This is a genomic window from Sphingomonadaceae bacterium OTU29LAMAA1, assembly GCA_024072375.1.
Lineage (GTDB): Bacteria > Pseudomonadota > Alphaproteobacteria > Sphingomonadales > Sphingomonadaceae > Sphingomonas.
In genome coordinates this window covers 2,040,267-2,060,621 of the sequence record CP099617.1, presented here as the reverse complement: position 1 = coordinate 2,060,621, position 20,355 = coordinate 2,040,267, and the positions used below count along the sequence as shown (strand labels likewise).

Below are 20,355 nucleotides of genomic sequence, written 5' to 3'. Positions count from 1 at the left end.
GTCTCCGCGGCGGGAAGGATCGGACCGGCCGGCACGACGCCGGCTGTAGCCATGCGGGGCGCGCAAAGCGATCGTTCACTGGCTTTCGGCCGCGACCCGCGCACCGTCGACGCGATCCCGCAGGGTGCGGAAGCGCTTCAGCGCATCACCGGCGAGCGAGCGGCTGCCGCCGACGGCGATCGAGAGCGGATCGACCGGCTGCCCATCGATATGTACCTCGTAGTGGAGGTGGGGGCCGGTCGATCGGCCGGTGGTGCCGACCTCGCCGATCTGCTGGCCCTGTGCGACGTGCAGGCCCGGCGCCAGCCCGGCGGCGATACGGTTCATGTGGAGGTACAGCGTGTCCCAGCCGTTGGCGTGATGCAGGCGCACGAAATTGCCGTTCGGCCCCTTCGGCCCGGCGAAGGTGACCGTCGCATCGCCCGCGGCGTAGATCGGCGTTCCGGTCGGTGCCGCGAAGTCGGTGCCCTTGTGCATCTTGACGAAACCCAGGATCGGATGGCCGCGCATGCCGAAGCCCGAACTGATCCGTGCCGCCTCGACCGGCGTACGCATCAGCGAGCGTCGACTGCTCTTGCCGCCGCTGTCGAACCATTCCGCCTCTGCATCGCCCGGCGCGCGGTAGCGATAGAGCGCGCGCGACTTGCCGGCGGTGGCGAGCGAGGCATAGACGAGGACGGGCTGGCCGACCGGTTCACCCTCCGGGGTGACGCGCTGTTCGAAGCCCGCCTCGAAGACGTCGCCGCGGGCGACTTCGCGTTGCATGTCGAAATCGTAGCGAAAGGCGTTCACGAACGGGCCGATCAGCACGTCGCTGACGCCGGCGGCGACCGCCGAGCTGTAGAAGCTGTCGCCGTCCAGTTCGCCGCGGACGAACCGGGTCTGGCGGTGCAGCTTCGCGGCGATCGGGGTTGCCGCGAACGCACCGTCGCTGCCGGCCGCCAGCATCACGCCGGAACCATCGGCGCGCCTCGCGACGAGTTCGGTCAGGCGGTTTCCCGCGCCCGAGGGGGTGATGGCGAAGGCCAGCCGGATCTCGCCCGTCGCAGCGCCGAGGGTGCGCCCGACCGCGGCGCTGGCGGCCTGCGCCTGCGTGGCCGCAATGCCCGACGCGAGGAGGGTCGGAGCGAGATCGGCGAGCGTCGGTACGATCAGGGTGCGCCGCTCCGCGATGCTGGCGGGGGGATTTGCTCTGGTCGCGCGGACGGGCTGGACGGGGGCTTCCACCGATGGATTGGACGGGCGGGCGAGAAGGGCGGCGACCGCCCCCATGGCTGCGATCCCGATCCCGGCGCCGATCGCTAGCCGGTCGCGCGGCCGCGCCGTTGCAGGCGGGGATGGCGCCGGCCGTCGCGCAGCATTCGGGCGCGGCGCAGCGGGAGGATCGGCCGGACGCGCCGTGATCCACGATCGCGGGTCGAACGACGGTTCCTGATCGTAGGGATGTGCCATGCGCCTCCGCCACGCGACTTGGCGCGTCGTATGCGACATAGCTATTGCCCGGTTCGCCGGCTGGGGCAATAACCGCTCCGACAGCCGGTTCGTGGCTGTGGCCCGGCTGGGGAATGCGTTTGTCTGGGAAGAACCGGGTTGCCTGGCACGAGGGCATGTTCCTGCGGCCACAGCATTTCCAGGCGCAGGACCGCTTCATCGAGGCGCAACTGGGCGCGCGCGTCGATTCGATCCGGCCATGGGGCTGGGGCCTGATCGCGTTGAGCGTCGACGAGGATCTGGCGGCGCTCGGCAAGTTCGCGGTGACGCGGGCGGTCGGCGTATTGCCCGACGGTACGCCGTTCGCGATCCCCGACGATCTGCCGCCGCCCGAACCGCTCGACGTGCCGGGGGATGCGCGCGATGCGATCGTCTATCTGACGCTGCCCGCCAGCCAGACCGGCGCGGTGCAGTTCCGCGATGTGGAGGCGCGCAGCCACGACGCGCGCTATCTGGTCGACGAGGCGGAGGTGGCGGATGCCTATTCCGACGACCGGACCAGCGAGCCGATCGGGCTGGGGCGGCCCAACCTGCGGTTCGGTATCACGCGCGACCAGACCTATGGCCGGGTGACGCTGGGCCTCGCGCGGGTGCGGGAGGTACAGAACAAGCGGGTGATGTTCGACGACCGCTACATCGCCCCGACGCTGGATGCGGCCGCCGCCCCGCGACTGCGCGGCGGGCTGTCGGATATCGTCGGGCGGGCCGCACAGCGCGCCGAGGAACTGGCGCTGCGCGCGGTCGAGGCGACCGACGGCGGGTCGGATACCTTCGCCAGCTTCCTGCTGTTGCAGGCGCTCAATCGGTGGCTGCCGGTGCTGGAACACCTCCAGTTCCTGCCCACGGTCCATCCCGAGCGCCTGTTCGAAGCCCTGGTATCGATGGCGGGCGAGCTGGCGACGCTGATCCGGCCCGAGCGCAAACCGCCACCGCTGCCGCGCTACGACCACGAACATCCGCAGACCTGTTTCGAACCGGTATTCGACCTGTTGCAGTCGATGCTGTCGGCGGTGTTCGAACGATCGGCGTTGCAGATGCCGCTCGATCAGGCGGGACCGGGTGCGTACGTCTCGCGGATCACCGATCACGGGTTGTACGAGACGGGGTATTTCTATCTCGCGGTATCGTCGGCGTCGCCGGTCGAGGAGATCCGCGGGCTGTTCCCCTCGGTCGCCAAGATCGGCCCGGTGCAGAAGATGCGGGCGATCGTCGATTCGGCGCTGCCCGGCGTGCCGCTGCGCCATACGCCGACGCCGCCGCCGCAGCTGCGCGTGCTGCCCGGCTTCGTCTATTTCGAGCTGGATCGCGGCGTGCCCGACTGGCGCGAGTTCCAGCAGGCGACCGCATTGGGGCTGCATGTCGCGGGTGACTGGCCGCAGCTGAAGCTGGAGCTGTGGTGCGTGAAACGGAGCGGTCGATGAGCGAGGATGGCGACAAGACGGTCTTTCGTCCGTCGCCATTGCAGGGCCTGAAGCGCGGCGACACGCCCGCGCCGACGGCGCCGACACCCTGGGCTCCCGCTGCGCCGCCGCCCACCGGCGGCTATGCCGCCCCGCCGCCTGCCGGCGGCTATGCCGCCCCGCCGACCCCCGGCGGCTATGCCGCGCCACCACCGTTATCACGGTCCGGGACCGCACCCGTCGCGCCGGGCGTGATCCCGTCGCGGCTGGGGGAGGACGACGTGCCTCTGCCCGCGACACCGCCGGCGATCCGCAACATCATGCTGGCCGAGGCGGAGCCGGTGCTGGCGCTGCTCGCCGCCGTTCGCGCCGGGCGGGTCCGGTTGCCGATGCCGGAACTGCACCGGCAATGCTCCGCCGCGATCGCGCGGTTCGAGCGGGCGATCCAGCCGCATTATCCCGAGGAAAAGCGCCAGCGTGCCAAATATGCGGTGTGCGCGACCGCCGACGATATCGCGCAGAACCTGCCTGGAATCGGCACCGATGGCGCGGAATGGGCGCGGCGATCGATGGTCGTCACCTTCTTTCAGGAAAATATCGGCGGCGACCGCTTCTGGCAGCTGGTCGACGACATGCTGCGCGTGCCCCAGGACAATCTGGACCTGATCGAGCTGTTCCACGCCTGCCTCGCCGCGGGGTTCGAGGGGCGGTTCCGGGTGATGACGGATGGCCGCCGCCGCCTGCACGAGATCATGACGCGGTTGCAGGGCGCGCTGCCGCATGTCCGATCGCTGTCGCAGGTCGAGCTGGTGCCGCATTGGCGCGGCGAGACCGCACCCGTCGGCCGCGTCGGCTGGAGCGTGCTCGCGCTGGCCGGCGCTGGGGCGCTGGCGCTGCTGCTGCTGGTCTATGTCGTCCTGCGGCTGATGCTGGCGTCGAGCGGCGATACGCCCTCGACCCGGCTCGCCGCCCTGACCCCGGACACGCGGCTGACGCTGGCGCGCCCCGCTGCGGCGATGCCAGCGGCGGCGAGTGCGCAGGCAAGCAAGATCAAGCGTTTCCTGGAGCCGGAAATCCGCGAGGGACTGGTGACGGTGGAGGAGGATGCGCAGACGGTGCGGGTCCGCACCACCGTCGGCCAATTGTTCGAATCGGGATCCGACGTGCTGGAGGCGGGCCGCGAGCCGCTGTTCCACCGCATCGGTCGCGCGATCGAGGACGAGCGCGGCAGCGTCGTGGTCGAGGGGCATGCCGACAATACGCCGGTCGCCACCGTGCGCTTCCCCGACAACATGGCGCTCAGCGAGGCGCGGGCGGAGACGGTCGGCGCGCTGGTGCGTGACGATCTGTCCGACCCCGCAAGGCTGTCGACGAAGGGACTGGGAGACACCGTGCCGATCGCCTCCAACGCCGATGCGGCGGGCAAGTCGCAGAACCGCCGCGTCGAAATCGTCGTGCCGCGGCGCTACTGATGCGGAGATTTTTCCGGAACTGGTATGCGGTGACGATCACCGCAGCGGTGCTGGTGGCGGCATTGCTCGCCTTCGGGTTGCCACTGTTCGTCGCCTTCTTCCGGCCGATGCCGGTGCGGATCGGCGCCGTCGTCGCGGTGGCGCTGCTATGGGGGCTGTGGTGGTTCCTGCGCCGCCGCGCCGCGCGCCGGGCAGCGGATGCGATCGCCGCCGAACTCGCCGGGCCGAATGCCGCCGATGAGGAGGGCAAATTGCTCGGCCGCCGGATGGGCGAGGCGCTGGCCAGGCTGCGCGGGGCCGCCGGGGGCAAACGCGACTATCTGTACAGCCGGCCGTGGTATGTCATCATCGGCCCGCCGGGGGCTGGCAAGACGACGGCGCTGCTCCATTCGGGCCTGCGCTTCCCGTTCGTCGAGCAGGCGGTCGGCGGGGTCGGCGGGACGCGCAACCTCGATTTCTGGTTCGCCGACGAGGCGGTGCTGGTGGATACCGCCGGCCGCTATACGACGCAGGACAGCGACGCGAGGGTCGATGCCGCGGGATGGGGCGCGTTCCTGGGCTTGCTCAAGCGGCACCGGCCGCGCCAGCCGATCAACGGCGTGCTGGTCGCGATCGGCGTGGATACACTGGTGGCGAGCGACTGCGCCGCGATCGACGCGCATGCGCGGGCGGTGCGGCGGCGGCTGGTCGAGCTGCGGCGGTCGCTGGAGACGGCGGTGCCGGTGTATCTGCTGGTCACCAAGGCCGACCTGCTTGCCGGCTTCACCGATTATTTCGACGATCTGGATGTCGAGGGGCGGCGGGCGGTGCTCGGCGCGACCCTGCCCTATGCCGATGGCCGCCCGACCGCGGAGGTGCTGGCGCAGGCGTTCGACACCGCGAGCCAGTCGATCGCCGACCGGCAGGCGCGGCGGTTGTTCGAGGAGGTCGACCAGCGCCGGCGTGGCATGATGATCGGCTTCCCCGCGCAATTGCGGTCGCTGCGCGCGCGGCTGATGCGCTTTGCCGATGGGGCGTTCGTCGCCGGGGACGAAGCGGCGGGGACGATGCGCGGCCTTTACCTGACCAGCGGCGTGCAGGAGGGCGCGGCGCTCGATCGCATCCTCGCCTCGATGGCCGAGGTGTACGAACAGCCGGCGGAGCCTGTGGTGGGCACACGCGGACGGGCGTATTTCCTCAACCGGCTGCTGACCGAGGTGATGTTCCCCGAAGCGGGGCTGGTCACGACGGATGCGAAGGCGAAGGTGCGGCGGCGCGGGCAATTGGGTGCGGCGCTGGCGGCGATCGCGGTGGCGACGGCGCTGGTGCTGGCGGCATGGGGCGTCAGCTTCGCGCGCAACCGGGCGTTCCAGTCCGATCTGTCGCAGAAGACCGCACAGGCCGAGGCGCAATTGCGCGATGCGGGGGTCGACCTGACGCAGGTGCGCGAGGACGATGCCGACCTGCGCGCCGCGATCCCGGCGCTCGACACGCTGCGCAACCTGCCGCGTGGCTATGCCGAGCGTCGGCAGGGCGGGCCGGGGCTGACGATGCGGTTCGGCCTGTATCAGCGCGGGCTGAGCCAACAGGCGGAGGAGACGTACCGCGACGCGCTGCGCCGGGTGATGCTGCCGCGGCTGTTGCTGCGGCTGGAAGCGGTGATGAAGGCGGACGGGCGCGATCCGATGCGGCTGTACGAACCGCTGAAGGTATATCTGATGCTCGGCCAGCAGGGTCCGATGGATGCGAAGGCGGTGCGCGCCTGGGTGACGGCGGACTGGGCGACCGACCTGTATCCGGGCGCGGACAGTCAGGCGGAACGGACTGCGCTGACCCGGCACCTCGATGCGCTGATCGAGGATCGCGACATGGCGTCGGTATGGCCGAACCGCCGTCCGCCGCTGGATGCGCAACTGGTCGCCAGTGCGCGGGCGGCGGTGCAGACGCTGAGCCTCGCCGATCGTGCCTATGCGGTGATGCGGCAGAAGGCCGGATCGGCGGGGCCGGCGTGGGAAGTCGCCAACGTGCTGTCGCAGGGCGACGTGCTCGCCTTCGCAGCGCCCGACCAGCTGGCGTCGATGCGTATCCCGTATTTCTTCACGCGGGCGGGGTATGAGAAAGCGTACCTGCCCGGCCTCGCGACGGTGCAGCAGGATCTGAAGCGCGACCTGTGGGTGCTCGGCGGCGCCGGGGAAGCGGGCGTCGGCGAGGAGCTGAGCAACGTGCGGCCGGGCGTCGCCGGGCTGTATGCGAAAGACTATATCGCCGCGTGGGAAGGCGTCGTCGCCGCGATGAAGCCGGCCGCCTATTTCAGCGACCCGGCAGCATTCGGCGCGCTGACCAAGAGCCCGTCGCCGTTGAAGCGGGTGCTGCTGGAATTGCGCAAGAACACGATCTTCACCGGCGGCGTGCAGGCGGGGCTGGCCCGGGCTGGCCGCTATGGCATGAACCGGTCGCGGGTCGGCCGCGTCGCCAACGAGATCGGGCGCGACCGGTCGCGCGGGATCGATGCGGGCGACGAGATCAGCAGCTATTTCCAGCCACTCCACGAATATGTCGGCGATGGTCGCGGCTCGGCGCCGATCGACGATTTCGTCGCGGGCATCAAGGCGGCGGGGCAGGCGGTGATGGCGGCGCGATCGGTCGGTGGCGGCGGCGGCGCCGACACGACGCAGGCGCAGATGGCGGCGGCGCTCGCGTCGGTCAAGGCGGCGGCGGCAGGCGCGCCACCGCAACTACAGGGCTTCGTCAATGCGGCGGCAGGCGGTGGGGCCAGGGCGCAGGTGGGTGCGGCAAGCGGCGCGGTCGGCGATGCCTATGCGCAGGCGGTGCTGCCGGCATGTCGGGAGGTTGCCCAGGAGCATTACCCTTTTTTCAGCGGGGCAGCCGATGCCCCGATGGTTGACGCGCTGCGCGTATTCGCGATGGGCGGCGTATTCGATGGCTTCGTCCAGCAGCGGCTGATGCCGATGATCGATACGTCGGGCGCGGTGTGGCGGTGGAAGGACGGGGATCCGGTTGCAGCGGCGCTCAACCCCTCGACGCCCGAGACGCTGGCCCGCGCGGTGCAGTTGCGCGACCTGCTCGCCGGCGGTCTGCCGATCAAGGTGTCGGTGGCGAGCTTCGGCACCGACGTCGCGGTCGTCGAGGTCGCCAGCGGCGGCACCCGCTACCGCTTCACGCCACAAAGCAACCAGCCCAAGCCGTTGTTGTGGTCGGCGACGGGTAGCCTGCCGGAAGCGTCGGTGGTGCTGTACCGCAGCGGCCCGGCGAAGCCCGTCGATCCGGATGCGCCGCCAGGGGTCGAGGTCGCCCGCGTCGAGGCGGAGGGGCCGTGGGCGTTGTTTCGGCTGATGGATCGTGCCGACAAGCAGAATGCCGGCCCGAAGGCGATCCGCGCGAGCTTCGGACAGGGTGCGCAACGGACCACGCTCAGCGTCCAACTGCCCGGTACGACCAATCCGTTCAGCCGTGCCGGCCTGTGGTCGTTCCGTTGCCCGGCCAGCCTGTGACCGCCTTGCTGTTCGGGAAGCTGCCCGCGCACGGCGATTTCATCGCGCGCGGCTGTTCGCCGGAGGAGCGGGCTTGCCTCGACGGCTGGCTGACCGCGTCGCTGGCGGATGCGCAGGGCCGCTTCAGGGCCGACTTCGCGGAGCGGTTCGACACCGCATTGCCATGGCGTGGCGAGGGCGTGGGGAGCATCGGTGTCATCGCCGCATCGCAGGACGCCGCCGGTCGCCGCTATCCGCTCGTGCTGCTCTGTGCCGCGGCGGGCGAGATCGAGGATCTGGTCTATGCCGCCATCGCCGAACGCTGGGATGCCGACCGGTTGGTCGCCGCCGCCGGCGTCGGACCCGCCACGCCGATCGACCGCTGGTCCGCGCCCGACGCCAATCGTGCGCTGAACGGTGCGCAGCCACCGACCATCGTCACCGCCATGCTGGAGAGCGCAGGCGTATGAGCGCAGCATTCCGTATCGCGAGCGTCGCCGCGACGCATCCCGGCCTCGTCCGCCGGGTCAATGAGGATCGCCATTGCGAGCGGACTGCCGACGGCCTGTGGGTCGTCGCGGACGGCATGGGCGGGCATGCGTTCGGCGACTGGGCGGCCAATGCGGTCGTGCAGGCGCTGGACAGCGTCGCGGTGCCGCCGGACTTCGATGCGGCGGTGCAGGCAGTCGCGGACGGCATCCACAGCGCCAACCGCCGTATCTGGGCCGAGGCACAGCGGCGCGGGCAGCAGATGGGATCGACGGTCGTCGTCTTGCTGGTGCAGGGCGATCGCTTTGCCGCCTTGTGGGTGGGCGACAGCCGCGCATATCTGTTGCGCGACGCGATGCTGGTGCCGCTGACCCGCGATCATAGCCAGGTGCAGGAGATGGTCGATCGCGGCCTGATCGCACCCGAAGAAGCGACAAACCATCCCCGCGGACACGTCCTGGCCCGGGCGATCGGCGTCGGCGCGCGCATCGCGGTCGACGTCGTCGCCGACACCGTGGAGGCGGGCGACCGGTTCCTGCTGTGCAGCGATGGCCTGTCGGGGCAGGTGCCCGATGCCGGGCTGGCGACGATCATGGCCGCGCCCGGCCAGTCTGTGGCGATCGAGGCGCTGATCGCCCGCGCGCTCGCCGCCGGCGCGCCCGACAACGTCACCGCGATCCTCGTCTGGGCGCAGGAGATCACCCGCCTCGACATCGAGGCGCGGACATGACGATGGAGGGGGAGGGCGACCGCACCGTCTTCGATCCCGATCGCACGGTGTTCGATCCGGCGGGCGGCGACGCCCCCGCAGCGCGGCCACCCGCGGGCGGCACGGCGATTCAGGTCGGCGACGTGCTCAACCATATGTTCGCGGTGAAGCGGTTCCTTGCGCGCGGCGGTATGGGCGAGGTGTTCGTCGGCGCCAACGTCATCACCGACGAGCGGGTCGCGATCAAGGTGATGCTGCCTGCGATGGCGGCCGATCCCAACGTCATCACATTGTTCCGGCGCGAGGCGCAGACGCTGACGCGCCTGCACCACGAGGCGGTGGTGCAATATCGCGTGCTGGCGCAGGAGCCCGAGCTCGGCGTCCTCTACATCGTCACCGAATATATCGACGGCACCAGCCTGTCCGATGTGCTCGGCACGCTCCAGCCGAGCCCGGAGGAACTGGGCGCGTTGCTGCGCCGGCTGGCATCGGGGCTCGCGGCGGCGCATGCGCTGGGGGCGATCCACCGCGACGTGTCGCCCGACAACATCCTGCTGCCGGGCGGGCGACTGGCGGGCGCGAAGCTGATCGATTTCGGTATCGCCAAGGATCTCGACCCCGGTACCGCGACGGTGATCGGCGACGGATTCGCCGGCAAGCTCGGCTATGTCGCACCGGAGCAACTCGGCGATTTCGGACGCGCACTGGGGCCGTGGACCGACGTCTACAGCCTGGGGCTGCTGATCCTCGCGGTCGCGCGTGGCAGCGACCTGGGGCTGGGCGGCACGCTGGTCGATGCGGTCGACAAGCGGCGGGCGGGGATGGACCTCGCCGCCGTGCCGACGCCGCTCCGCTCGGTGATCGCCGGCATGGTCCGGCCCGACCCTGCCGACCGGTTGCAATCGATGGCAGCGGTGCTTGCCGCGCTGGATGCCGCGGAGGTCCCGGGTGCGACGGCCGGACGTCTGCCGCGGTGGTGGCCGACTGCCGCTGCGGCGCTGGTGTTGCTGGTGCTGGTCGTCGGCTGGTTCGCCCTGCGGCCCGACGGTGCGGTCAAGCCGGGCGCCGCGACCGCGGCGGCGGGCGATCCGGTGGCGCGGGCAGGCGATGCGATCGATGCGGCCCTGCCGTCGGTCAGCTGCACCTGGCTGCGCGTCGTATCGGTGACGCCGGGCGCTGCGGGACCGCGAGTGGCGCTGACCGGTGTCGCGGGCAATCCGGGCGAGGCGCAGACCGAGATCGTCCGCACGTTGCAGGCGCAGGGGCTGACCGCCAGCGCGATCGACTTCGCCGAGGTGTCGCCGATCAACCGATCGGGCTGCGCCGCGCTCGACGCCTATCGTCAGATTCGCGCGACCGGACCCAATCGCCTGTCGGTGACGCAGCGCCGGTTCGAGATGCGGACGCAGGCGGCGGGAACGAGCTACGAGGGCAAACTGGCGGCCAATGCGCCGGTGGTCATCGCGATCGACGATCCGTCGTTGGACTTCGCGCTCGTCGGGCTCGAGCCTTCGGGTGCGATCGACATGGTGATCCCGGATCGCGCCGCGTTCCGATCGGCGTTGCTGGCATCGCGCGGTGGCCTGCCGATCAGCGATCTCGGCAGTGATCGCTACCGGATGGTGATCGATCTGGACCATGAGGGCTGGTCGGGGCTGCTGCTGGTCACGGGCAAGGGGCCGTTCGACGCCCGGTTGATCGCGCCGCCGCTGGGGCAGCGGGATGCGGCGTGGCGCAGCGAACTCGTCGAGCGCGCCGCCGAGCGAGGCTGGCAGGCGGACATGCTGTGGTTCCGCTCGGTCGACGACGTCAAGGATTAGCCTGAAGGCGGACTTGCCCGATCCCACGGAACAGCGATCGGGCGGGATCGCGCGGGTGGCTCAGCGCTGCTTCTTTGCCGTGGTTGCAGTAAAATCGGGGTCCTTCTTCGCGACCCAGTCGACGAACTTGCGCACGTTCGGGTTGGCCAGCAGCATGTCCACATCCATCCCGTAGCGCTGCAATTCGGAATTGGTGAAGTTGGCCATCAGCGTCTGCTGGCAGATGGGGTGCATGGGAACGACGTCGCGCCCGCCGCGGCTCTTGGGAACGGGGTGGTGCCAGACGATGGTCTTGCCGGTCGGCCGGCCGCACAGCCAGCAGGCGACGACCGCCGGCGGGGCCTCGTCCTCCGGTTCCGCATCCGGGTAGGGACCGTGTTTCGAATGCTTGCGAGCCATGCCTCTACCTGGGTTTCCTGATGTCGCGCGCTGCCCAGCGCGGCGCGGCGTCAGCCCTGATAGCGCAACGTGTTCGCGAACCCACTATTCGTCCTGGTCATCTTTCCGATTTTTCTCAGGGTGGCCCGGATGTGCCGGTCGACGCGGCGATCGTCGTGGATACCGGTGATCCGATAGTCGTCCTGCGCCAGCAGCGCCTTCAGATGCGCGGCGAACGCGGTCGGCTCGTCTGCCTGTCCGCCGGCCTGCAAGGCGCGACAGACCCATTCCTCGGCGGCGGCCTTGTCGTAATCGTCCTGCGCCTCATACCCCCGCCGGTCCGCCGCCGCCTGTTCGAGCCGGGCCGCTGCAAGCCGGCTGTCGAGCCATCTGCGAACGAGCGCACCGTCCCATGGCGCTGGAGAAGATGTGTCCATGCCACCCCCTAACGCCGATCGTGCCGCCCGAGTCTAGTGCCGGACGGCGGATCGGTGTAGCCATGCCCAAGGATTCGAAGGCCGGGCGTTCCGCCCGGCCCGGTATTCCGAAGCCGGAGCCAACGACATCCCCCGCAAACCCAATTACGATTTCGAGCGCCGCGAGCGCGAAAAGGCCAAGGCCGCGGAATCCGCCAAAAAGGCACAGGCCAAAGCCGCCAAGCGCGCCGCCGGGCCGGAGATGTCCGACACCGATGGTCCAGGCGAGCCCGACGCGGCGTAAGGTTCTACGGCAAGGGTAGCGCGGGCATCGGCGTAGCCGGCTGCCCTATCCCCCGAACGAGCGGCCGCCGCCACCCCAGCCGCCGCTGCGCGCCGACACGCGCCCGCCGAAGCCGCCGCGCGAGACGACCGAGCTGCGCGTCTGGATGCGCTGCGTCGTGACCGGTGCCGTAACCGCGCGCGAGCCGACCTGATAGCCGTAGCCGCGACCGCCATAGCCGCCGTTGAACAGCCACGCGCCACCGCCGGTATAGATCGTGTTGCTGCGCCGGTCGCGGTACAGGCCGGAATAGCGATAGCCGGGGCCATCGAGCAGCCGTCCGATCATGAAGCCGGTCAGCAGCGGCGTGAAGAAGCTGCTGCCGCCATCGCTGCGCGCGAAGCAATTGCCGTTGCCGAACTGATCCTCGCACAGGTTCTTTTCGGCGTAGCGGGGTGCCGTCTTGGGATCTTCCTTCGCCGCGGCTTCCGCCGCTTCGTTGCAGGTCACCGCGGCGAAGGCGCCGCTCGCCTTGCATTCGGCGACGCTGTCGAATGCCGCGACCTCCGTCGGTGCGCCATAGCGCTGGCGCGAGATCTGTTCGTTGTCCGGCTGCGGCTCGCAGCCCGACAGCATCGCCATCGCACCGACGGCGGTGAGGCCGGCGGCGGCGGAACGCTTGCGGCGCCTGATGATCGTATCGCTCATGCCATTGCCCTCAATAGGTCATGCTGGCGGCGTTGATCAGGCCGACCGCCACCGATGTCGCCGCCAGGTAGACGCCGCTGGCGACGTTGCCGCCCTCGATCCGCGCGCGCATGTCAGTGACGACGAACCGCCGGACGACCAGCGCCGCGACGATCTGGATCACGCCCGCAAGGATGCCCCAGGCTGCGAACTCGACCGGGTTCGCGGTCTGCGTCAGCGCCGAAGCGAGGGGCAGGGCGAAGCCGACGATCGCGCCGCCCAGCGCCACCGCCGCGGCGACGTTGCCATCGGCGACCAGCTGGCGCTCGTTATAGGGCGTCGAGATCTGATAGAGCCGCTTGAAGATCGCGAGCAGGATGCAGGCGATGCCGAACGCGACCACGAAATGGCCGGCGCCGGATAGAAAACTGTCATAGTCCAACCACATCGCTCATCTCCCCCTACATGCTTACGCGCTGAATTCGGCCGGCAACAGGGGCAGGCCGATCATGATCTCATGCGTCAGGTCGCCGCCCTCCGGCTGCATCGCGATGGCGAGCAGCAGCTCCTGCCCCTCCGGCGGCACCTCGCGCGCGTACAGCATGCAGGCCTGGCGGATCTGCCGCACAGGCGCGCCGTCGCGATCATAATAGACCGCCTCCCACAATTCGACCGGCGGCTGCGGGCGATCGTCGCCTTCGTACCAGAAGCGCTGGAACGGCGGCAGGCCGGCTTCGGTCCATGCCGGCTCGCGCATCCGCTCGCGGAAGGCGGCGGCGTCGTTGCGATCGGCGGGATAGGTCGACGACCATGGCTTGAAGAGGGTGAAATCGTCCGCGTCCGATCCGTCCGCCGACTGGCTGACCGCCTGCAACATCAATTCGTCATCGGTGTAGAAGCGGTGGACGTGGCTGCCGTCGTCGAGCGTGATCACGCCCTGCGCGGTGATCTCCAGCGTGTCGCGGTCCAGCGCGAAGTTGCTGCCGGTCAGCCGCCGCCACGCGAGCGCATCCAGCCGCACCATCCGCCCGATCGTGATGTTGCGCACCACCGCGACCTTTGCGGCCGGCGCCTCGCCGCCGCCACCGCCGAACAACCGATTGAAGATCATGCCGCTATCCGGGTCCTGGCGATATAGAACAGGCGATCGCCCACCGCGATCGTCGCATCGGGGTCAAAGATAGGGCAATCCACCCCCGCGCCGCAACTCGCGACCAGCACCGCTCCGGCCCTGCGCAATCGAACCGCGGCGGCATCGAAGCTTTCCGGCACCGCCGCGGTCGTCGCATACAAGGTGCCGCCGTCGTCGGTGTGGCTGGCGAGCTGCGCGATCAGGCGGCTCGATCCGGGATCGCTCAGCGCCTTGATGACCAGCTCGACCATCGGCGTCATCACTACCTCGACCTGCGGGCAATGCGCCGCGAGCAGCCGCGCGGTGTCGCGGTCGCGCAGGAAGCAGACGATATGCCCGTCGCGGTTGAGCGCGGTCACCGCCAGCGTCGCCGCCAGCGTGTCGCTGTCGCTCGGCCCATAGACGACGACCCGCCCGGCATCCGGCACACCGGCACGGGTGAGGTCGGCGGGCGCGGTCAATTGTGCGGCGTGGACGAAGCGATACGTCGTCCCGGTGGCGACCAGCGGCTGCGTCGCGAGCAGCACGATCTCCTGCCCTTGCCCGTCCGCGACGATCTCGTCGATCATCCGCGGCGTCCGCTCGGCATCGTAGCCGACCAGGACGATATGCCCGCTCATTCGCCTATAATCCCCCAGGCCCATGCGCCGCCGCCGCCAGCGGTCCGACAGGCCGGCGAAGCCGCGCGCAATCGCGGTGGTGAACAGCGCGATCGCGCCGGGCATGACGAAGAAGGCGACGATCAGCCGCCCCGCGCCGCTTTTGGAGCTGAGGTCGCCATAGCCGACCGTCGAGGCCGTCGTGCCGTACCAATAGAGGAACGCCGACGGCGTCAGCAGGTCCGCTTCGCCCGCCCAGGCGAGCAATAGCCAGCTCAGCGCCATGTGGCAGGCGAGCAGCGCCGCGAGCACGCCCGGATGCAGCTCGCTCGCGGCGAGGTACAGCCGGCGTAGGTACACCCCGAAGCTCGGGCCAAAATTCGGCCTTCCGGTCGATCGTTTCGTCCCTTCGCGCATCGCCCCTCGCTTGCCAGAGGCTGCGGCCTTATGCTTGGAGTGTCAACCCGCGCCGGACCGGCGCGACGAGGGGAGAAGAGTGACCGTGAGCGAGCCTGCACCACGCGCCTGGACCACCGGAAGCCTCGCGACGGCGCTGTCCGATCCGGCCTATTGCGACAGCCTGAGCGTCGAGCGGATCGAGACCGCGGAGCCGGTGCTGCGGGTGACGATGCACGAGCACGGCGACCTCGGCATCTTCGTGAGCTGCGCCGGCGAACAGATCGTCGTGTCGACCTTGCTGTGGCCGGTCGACGAACAGCCCGATGCCGATGCCTTCAACCGGTTCCTGCTGAAGGCGCAGAAGCTGGTGCCGCTGTCCAACTTCGCCATTACCGAAGTCGACGGGCGCGACTATTACGAGCTGATCGGCGAACTCTCGATCGAATCGAACCTGCGGCTGATCGTGCTCGAACTGCGCGTGCTCGCCGAAAACGCTCTGTCCGCGGCCTCCGATCTGCGTACCGAATTCGCCGCCTGAGGAATAGGAAGTCATGTCGATGTGGAAGCAACTCGTCACTTTGGTCCGCGGCACCGCGCATGAGGCAGGCCAGTCGGTCGTCGATGCCAAGGCGCTGACGATCCTCGACCAGCAGATGCGCGACGCCGCCTCGGCGCAGGCGAAGGCGCGCGACGACCTCGCGACGCTGACCGCACGCCGGCGGATGGTGGAAAAGGAGGTCGAGGCGCTCGCCAGCCAGCGCGACAAATACGAGGCGTCGGCCCGCGCCGCGATCGCCCGCGGCGACATGGACCTCGCGCGCCAGGTTGCCGAGCGGTTGTCGACGATCGAGCAGGACGGCTCCGCCAAGCTGCCGCAGGTCGCCGAGATGCGCGCCGCCGAAGACCGCATGCGCGGCATCATCCAGTCGGGCGACACCAAGATCGAGGCGCTGCGCCGCGAGGTGGATGTCGTCCGCGCCAACGAGAGCGTGCAAAAGGCGCAGGCCGCGGTCGCGAGCAACTATGGCGGCACGCTGTCGCAGCTCGGTTCGGCGGCGGAGAGCCTGCAACGGATGAAGGAGCGGCAGGCTATACAGGGCGAGAAGTTCCGCGCCGCCGCCGAGCTGGAGGACAGCCGCACCGGCGCCGACCTCGACGCCAAGTTGCAGGCGGCGGGTCTGCTGCCGGGTGCATCGAGCGCCGACGACATCCTCGCGCGCCTGTCCGCGCCGAAAGCCGAGCCGCTGCGCCTCGGCGACGGCAATCGCGACCCGTCGACCAACCGCGACTGACCGGACGGTGGAGCGCGTCGTCACCGGCGAGCGGCCGGGCTGGGAAGACACCGCTGCGGCGATGGGCTTCACCTTCCACCACATGGATGGCGCGCGCTATTGGGACGAGCGCGCCTATTACCGCTTCACCCTCGACGAGGTGGAGCAGGGGATCGAGGCGCCGAGCGGCGAGCTGCACGCGATGTGCCTCGATCTGGTCGCGGAAGTCGTCGGCAGCGATGCGCTGATGCACCGGCTGGCGATCCCCGATGCAATGCGCGACGTGGTGGCGGCGTCGTGGCGGGCGCGCGCGCCGTCGCTCTACGGCCGGTTCGATTTCAGCTTCGACGGCAGCGGTCCGGCCAAGCTGCTGGAATATAACGCCGACACGCCGACCAGCATCTACGAAACCGCGCTGTTTCAATGGCAGTGGCTGGAGGATCGCATCGCCGACGGCACGCTGCCCGCCGAGGCCGACCAGTACAACCGGCTGCACGATGCCTTGGTCGCCCGCTTCGGCGCGCTGTTCACGCCGGGCAGCCTACTCCATTTCGCCAGCGTCCCAGATTTCGTCGAGGACCGGCAGACCGTCCGCTACCTGGAGGATGCCGCGCGGCAGGCCGGGCTGGAGCCCAGCTTCGTCGGGATCGAGGGGATCGGCGCGGACGCCGAAGGACAATTGGTCGACGAGGACGACGTGCTGATCGCGGCGCTGTTCAAGCTCTACCCGTGGGAGGACATGCTCCGCGAGCCTTATGCGAAGCACCTCGCGGGCGCGAAGACGCTGTTCCTGGAACCGGCGTGGAAGGCGATCCTGTCGAACAAGGGCATCCTGCCGTTGCTATGGCAGCGGCACGAGGGGCATCCTAATCTGCTCCCCGCCGCCTTCGCCGACGATGCCGCCGCCGTCGCCGCGATCGGCGCCCGCCACGTCCGCAAGCCGCTGTTCTCGCGTGAGGGCGCCGATATCGCGATCACCGACGGCCCGGAATCGGTCAGCGGTCCGGAGGGTGGCTATGGCGAGGAGGGCTGGATCGTCCAGGCGCTCAGCCCGCTGCCGGTGTTCGACGGCCAGCATGCCGTGGTGGGATCGTGGATCGTCGGCGATGAGGCCGTGGCGCTGTCGATCCGCGAAGACGACGGCCCGATCACCCGCGACCTCGCGAGGTATGTGCCGCACGCGATCGTGTGATTGGGGGGAGGCTGCGGCCGCCCGCCCCCGATACTGTCGTCCCGGCGCGGACACAGGTCCGCTCGACGTTCAGGCATGCAGAGCCGGGACTGCCCAAGGACATCGTCACTCTGGACGTGCCACGGGGTCCACCGTGCGGCCACGGGAAGAGCCGGAGCCTCTGGTCACTCCTTCGCGGCACCGTGAACCCCGGAACACGTCCGGGGTGATGCAGTAGAAGAGAACGACCAATCCCTGAACGTCGACCAGCCCGTTCACCGTCATCCTTGGACCGGGGTCCCTACCGCGCCTTCGCCGTCTCCACCGCATAGACGTGGCCCGCACCCCACATGTTCGACCGGAATACCAGCCACTTGCCGTCGGGCGTGAAGCTGGCGTTCGGTTCCGACCGGTAGTCGTGGTTGCGCAGATCGACGAGCTTTTCGGGATCGAGCGCACCCGGCGTGATCAGGTCGGCGCTGTTCGCGGCGTGGATGCCGGCGACGTCCGGGATCGCACGCGGGCGGAGCAGGTAGATGTATTTGCCGTCGGGTGCATGTGCCGCCATCTCGGGATCGCCACCATCGCTGGCGAACAGCTTTTCGTCCGGCGAGCTATTGAAATGCACGCCCCAGGCGTTGCGATCGAGGTGATACCAACGGCGCTTGGCGGTGGCGACGTCATAACCCGCAACCCAGAAGTCCTCGCCGCGCGGCGTCTGCAGATCGTACCAGACGGTCCTGCCGTCCTTGCTCCACCATTCGTGGCCCGCGATCTCCATGTTCATCGTGCGGGTGTGGAGCAGCCTCGGCGTATCCGGGCGATCGACACGGACCAGCCACAGCCGGTCGACGACGTGCCAATTGCCCTCGTGGCAATAGAGCAGCACATTGGGATCGGTGGGCGAGAATTGCAGGTGGTTCAGCCAGTCGGTCGACGCGGTGATCGTCTTCTTCGCACCCGTCGCGATGTTGATCGTGAAGATCTCCATCGGAAGCCGCTGCATCAGGCGTCGGTTGATCTGGCCCTCGCGCCCTTCGGCATAGGTCAGTTTCTCGCCGTTCGGCCCGACCTCGCTCGCGGGATCGCGGTTGGCCATGACGCTGCCGGGATTTACCCCGGCGCCGGGGCCGTTCCCAGTGTTGCGCGCGCCGGCGAACAGCGTCTCGTCCGCGTTGATCGTCGCGATAGAATAGCCCGCCTCCAACGCCGCGATCCGGCGGCTTTTGCCGGTGGCGATGTCATAGCCCATGATCGTTCGCGGACCACGCGGCATGACGGCGGGCCGGACCTTCGCCCCCGGCGTGTGCGCCGAATTCGCGTCGTGACCCTGCGTCTGTTCCAGCGCGGTGAGGTAATAGACCGTGCCGGTTCGCTGACCGACGAACTGGAGGCTGACGCGTCCCGGCACGATCAGCTTCGACCGGAAAGTCTTGAGATCCAGCGCCATGATGCCGCTCGGCGAGCTGTACGCCATCCAGCGGCCGTCGGGCGTGTAGCTGTTGACGTTGAAATAGTTGCTGCTGCTGCCGGGTTCGTCGGAGATGCGGACGACGCGGTGCCCGGTGGTCTGGTCGATCCACTCCTTCGGCGGTGTCGGCTGCGTGCCGGGCTTGGCCATCAGGACGGGCAGCGGCTGCTGGGGTGGTGCGGCGCTTGCCGGTCCGAACGTCATGGCCACGGTGATGACGGTGGCTGTCCACATCCTGCGCTTCACGTTCGAACCCTCTCATCTTATTGGCGCGGCGGAAACCATCGCCGTGTTCGTCCGGCTCTTTTCGACCGATCGTCGCTATATTCCATATCCTGAAAGCTAGGTCCATAAATCATTATGTCTGCTGATCTTTCTCTCGGCCTCGACTTCGGCACCACCAACTCGGTCGCGGCGGTGGCACGGGATGGCGCCGCGGACCTCGTGACGCTTGACGGCCCCGCTGGCGACGATCCCGTCTTCCGATCGGCACTGTGCTTCTGGGAAGACGATGCGCGGATCGAATCGGAGGCCGGGCCATGGGCGATCCGCGAATATCTCGACTATCCGCAGGGCAGCCGCTTCATCCAGTCGTTCAAGTCGGTCGCCGCCAGCGCCAGCTTCGAACATGCGACGGTGTTCGAGCGGCGGATGCGGTTCGAGGATCTGGGGCGACTGTTCGTCGCGAAGATGGCGGCGCGCGCCAGAGGTGCGCTCGACGGCAGCGCGGGCCGCGTCGTCGTCGGACGTCCGGTCACCTTCGCCGGAAGCCGCCCCGACGAAGCGCTGGCCCGGACGCGCTACGACGCGGTATTCGCGTCGCTGGGGACCGAGGTGCATTACGTCTATGAACCCGTCGGCGCCGCATTCAGCTATGCCGCGCGGCTGAGCGAGCCGGCGACGATCCTCGTCGCCGATTTCGGCGGCGGCACCAGCGACTTTTCGGTGGTGAAGGTCGACGTGCCGGGTGCGACGCGACGGTGCGTGCCGCTGGGACATGCCGGTGTCGGCATCGCCGGCGACCGGTTCGACCAACGCATCGTCGACCGGCTGGTGATGCCGCTGCTCGGCAAGGGCGGGTCCTATCGTTCGTTCGACAAGATACTCGAGATACCCGGCGGCTATTTCGCCGATTTCGCGGACTGGTCGCGGCTGGCGTTGATGCGCAACCGGCGCACGCTTGCCGAGCTCGACAAGCTGCGCCGTGCCGCATCGGATCCGGCCGCGATCGGCCGCATGATCGCGGTGATCGAACAGGAGCTCGGCTATCAGCTGTACGATGCCGTCGGCCGGCTGAAGCGCGCCCTGACCGCCGAGCCGGCGGCGCTGTTCCGCTTCGAAGGCGCGGGGCTGTCGATCGAGGCGGAGGTCACGCGGGCGCAGTTCGAGGAATGGATCGCGCCCGATATCGCGCGCATCGATGCTGCGGTCGATCAGGCGCTGGCCGCGTCCGGCATCGATGCGGGCGGCATCGACCGCGTGTTCCTGACCGGCGGCACCTCGCTGACGCCGCGCCTCCGCCGCCTGTTCGACGATCGCTTCGGCGCAGACCGGATCGCCACCGGCGGCGAACTCACCTCGATCGCGCACGGGCTGGCGCTGATCGGGCTGGAGGAGGACGTCGCGAGCTGGGCAAGCTGACAACCCCCGGTTCTCCCCCTTGCGGGGGAGGAAGAATGCGGCAATCCCGACGTCCG

18 protein-coding genes and 1 pseudogene are annotated in these 20,355 nt (G+C 69.3%); 11 read left to right on the top strand and 8 right to left on the bottom strand.

Annotation, left to right across the window (positions count from 1 at the left end):
• Positions 1 to 75: 75 nt before the first annotated feature.
• Positions 76 to 1,452: a M23 family metallopeptidase gene (locus tag NF699_10055; protein USU03435.1), complete on the bottom strand. Its 1,377-nt coding sequence runs from the start codon at positions 1,450 to 1,452 to the stop codon at positions 76 to 78.
• A 155-nt stretch (positions 1,453 to 1,607) separates the two neighbouring features.
• Between NF699_10055 and tssK the strand changes: the two genes are divergently transcribed.
• The 6 genes and pseudogenes from tssK (at position 1,608) to NF699_10025 (ending at position 10,851) form a co-directional block, all read left to right on the top strand.
• The gene (gene tssK, locus NF699_10050) at positions 1,608 to 2,912 is read left to right on the top strand and encodes a type VI secretion system baseplate subunit TssK (GenBank protein USU03434.1); all 1,305 of its coding nucleotides are present in this window, start codon (positions 1,608 to 1,610) and stop codon (positions 2,910 to 2,912) included.
• Between the two features lie 299 nt (positions 2,913 to 3,211).
• Positions 3,212 to 4,270 (top strand): annotated as a pseudogene (gene icmH, locus NF699_10045) (type IVB secretion system protein IcmH/DotU).
• A gap of 92 nt (positions 4,271 to 4,362) precedes the next feature.
• Entirely contained in the window at positions 4,363 to 7,854 is a 3,492-nt protein-coding gene (gene tssM / locus NF699_10040) for a type VI secretion system membrane subunit TssM (GenBank protein USU03433.1), read from the top strand.
• Positions 7,836 to 8,303: a type VI secretion system-associated protein TagF gene (gene tagF / locus NF699_10035; GenBank protein ID USU03432.1), complete on the top strand. Its 468-nt coding sequence runs from the start codon at positions 7,836 to 7,838 to the stop codon at positions 8,301 to 8,303. The genes tssM and tagF overlap by 19 nt, the downstream gene beginning before the upstream one ends.
• Positions 8,300 to 9,052: a protein phosphatase 2C domain-containing protein gene (locus NF699_10030; GenBank protein ID USU03431.1), complete on the top strand. Its 753-nt coding sequence runs from the start codon at positions 8,300 to 8,302 to the stop codon at positions 9,050 to 9,052. Before tagF ends, NF699_10030 begins: the two co-directional genes overlap by 4 nt.
• The gene (locus tag NF699_10025; protein USU03430.1) at positions 9,049 to 10,851 is read left to right on the top strand and encodes a serine/threonine protein kinase; all 1,803 of its coding nucleotides are present in this window, start codon (positions 9,049 to 9,051) and stop codon (positions 10,849 to 10,851) included. The genes NF699_10030 and NF699_10025 overlap by 4 nt, the downstream gene beginning before the upstream one ends.
• A gap of 60 nt (positions 10,852 to 10,911) precedes the next feature.
• On the opposite strand, the gene NF699_10020 is transcribed toward NF699_10025, so the two are convergent.
• From NF699_10020 to NF699_09995, 6 genes are all read right to left on the bottom strand, one after another.
• A complete protein-coding gene (locus tag NF699_10020; protein USU03429.1) occupies positions 10,912 to 11,250 on the bottom strand; it encodes a hypothetical protein in 339 nt (112 codons plus the stop codon).
• Positions 11,251 to 11,300: 50 nt separating this feature from the next.
• Positions 11,301 to 11,666, bottom strand: a complete 366-nt coding sequence (locus NF699_10015; protein ID USU03428.1) for a hypothetical protein — start codon at positions 11,664 to 11,666, stop codon at positions 11,301 to 11,303.
• 328 nt (positions 11,667 to 11,994) lie between these two features.
• Positions 11,995 to 12,636, bottom strand: coding sequence for a DUF1190 domain-containing protein (locus tag NF699_10010; GenBank protein USU03427.1), 642 nt, complete (start codon positions 12,634 to 12,636; stop codon positions 11,995 to 11,997).
• 10 nt (positions 12,637 to 12,646) lie between these two features.
• Positions 12,647 to 13,063 carry a DUF350 domain-containing protein gene (locus tag NF699_10005; GenBank protein USU03426.1) on the bottom strand — a complete coding sequence of 139 codons (417 nt, stop codon included), beginning with the start codon at positions 13,061 to 13,063 and terminating at the stop codon, positions 12,647 to 12,649.
• 21 nt (positions 13,064 to 13,084) lie between these two features.
• The gene (locus tag NF699_10000) at positions 13,085 to 13,726 is read right to left on the bottom strand and encodes a YjfK family protein (GenBank protein ID USU03425.1); all 642 of its coding nucleotides are present in this window, start codon (positions 13,724 to 13,726) and stop codon (positions 13,085 to 13,087) included.
• A complete protein-coding gene (locus NF699_09995) occupies positions 13,723 to 14,706 on the bottom strand; it encodes a potassium channel family protein (GenBank protein ID USU03424.1) in 984 nt (327 codons plus the stop codon). Before NF699_09995 ends, NF699_10000 begins: the two co-directional genes overlap by 4 nt.
• 142 nt (positions 14,707 to 14,848) lie before the next feature.
• On the opposite strand from NF699_09995, the gene NF699_09990 reads away from it, so the two are divergent.
• The 3 genes from NF699_09990 to NF699_09980 are packed head-to-tail and all read left to right on the top strand — an operon-like array spanning position 14,849 to position 17,208.
• Positions 14,849 to 15,283: a YjfI family protein gene (locus NF699_09990; protein ID USU03423.1), complete on the top strand. Its 435-nt coding sequence runs from the start codon at positions 14,849 to 14,851 to the stop codon at positions 15,281 to 15,283.
• A 13-nt stretch (positions 15,284 to 15,296) separates the two neighbouring features.
• The gene (locus NF699_09985; GenBank protein USU03422.1) at positions 15,297 to 16,037 is read left to right on the top strand and encodes a PspA/IM30 family protein; all 741 of its coding nucleotides are present in this window, start codon (positions 15,297 to 15,299) and stop codon (positions 16,035 to 16,037) included.
• Positions 16,038 to 16,044: 7 nt separating this feature from the next.
• Positions 16,045 to 17,208 (top strand): glutathionylspermidine synthase family protein, encoded by a 1,164-nt coding sequence (locus NF699_09980; protein USU03421.1) that lies wholly within the window; start codon positions 16,045 to 16,047, stop codon positions 17,206 to 17,208.
• Positions 17,209 to 17,488: 280 nt separating this feature from the next.
• On the opposite strand, the gene NF699_09975 is transcribed toward NF699_09980, so the two are convergent.
• A complete protein-coding gene (locus tag NF699_09975; GenBank protein USU03420.1) occupies positions 17,489 to 18,862 on the bottom strand; it encodes an oligogalacturonate lyase family protein in 1,374 nt (457 codons plus the stop codon).
• On the opposite strand from NF699_09975, the gene NF699_09970 reads away from it, so the two are divergent.
• A complete protein-coding gene (locus NF699_09970; GenBank protein USU03419.1) occupies positions 18,861 to 19,004 on the top strand; it encodes a hypothetical protein in 144 nt (47 codons plus the stop codon). The two genes, NF699_09975 and NF699_09970, sit on opposite strands and share 2 nt — an antisense overlap.
• Positions 19,005 to 19,018: 14 nt before the next feature.
• A complete protein-coding gene (locus tag NF699_09965; protein ID USU03418.1) occupies positions 19,019 to 20,299 on the top strand; it encodes an Hsp70 family protein in 1,281 nt (426 codons plus the stop codon).
• The last annotated feature ends 56 nt before the right edge of the window (positions 20,300 to 20,355 follow it).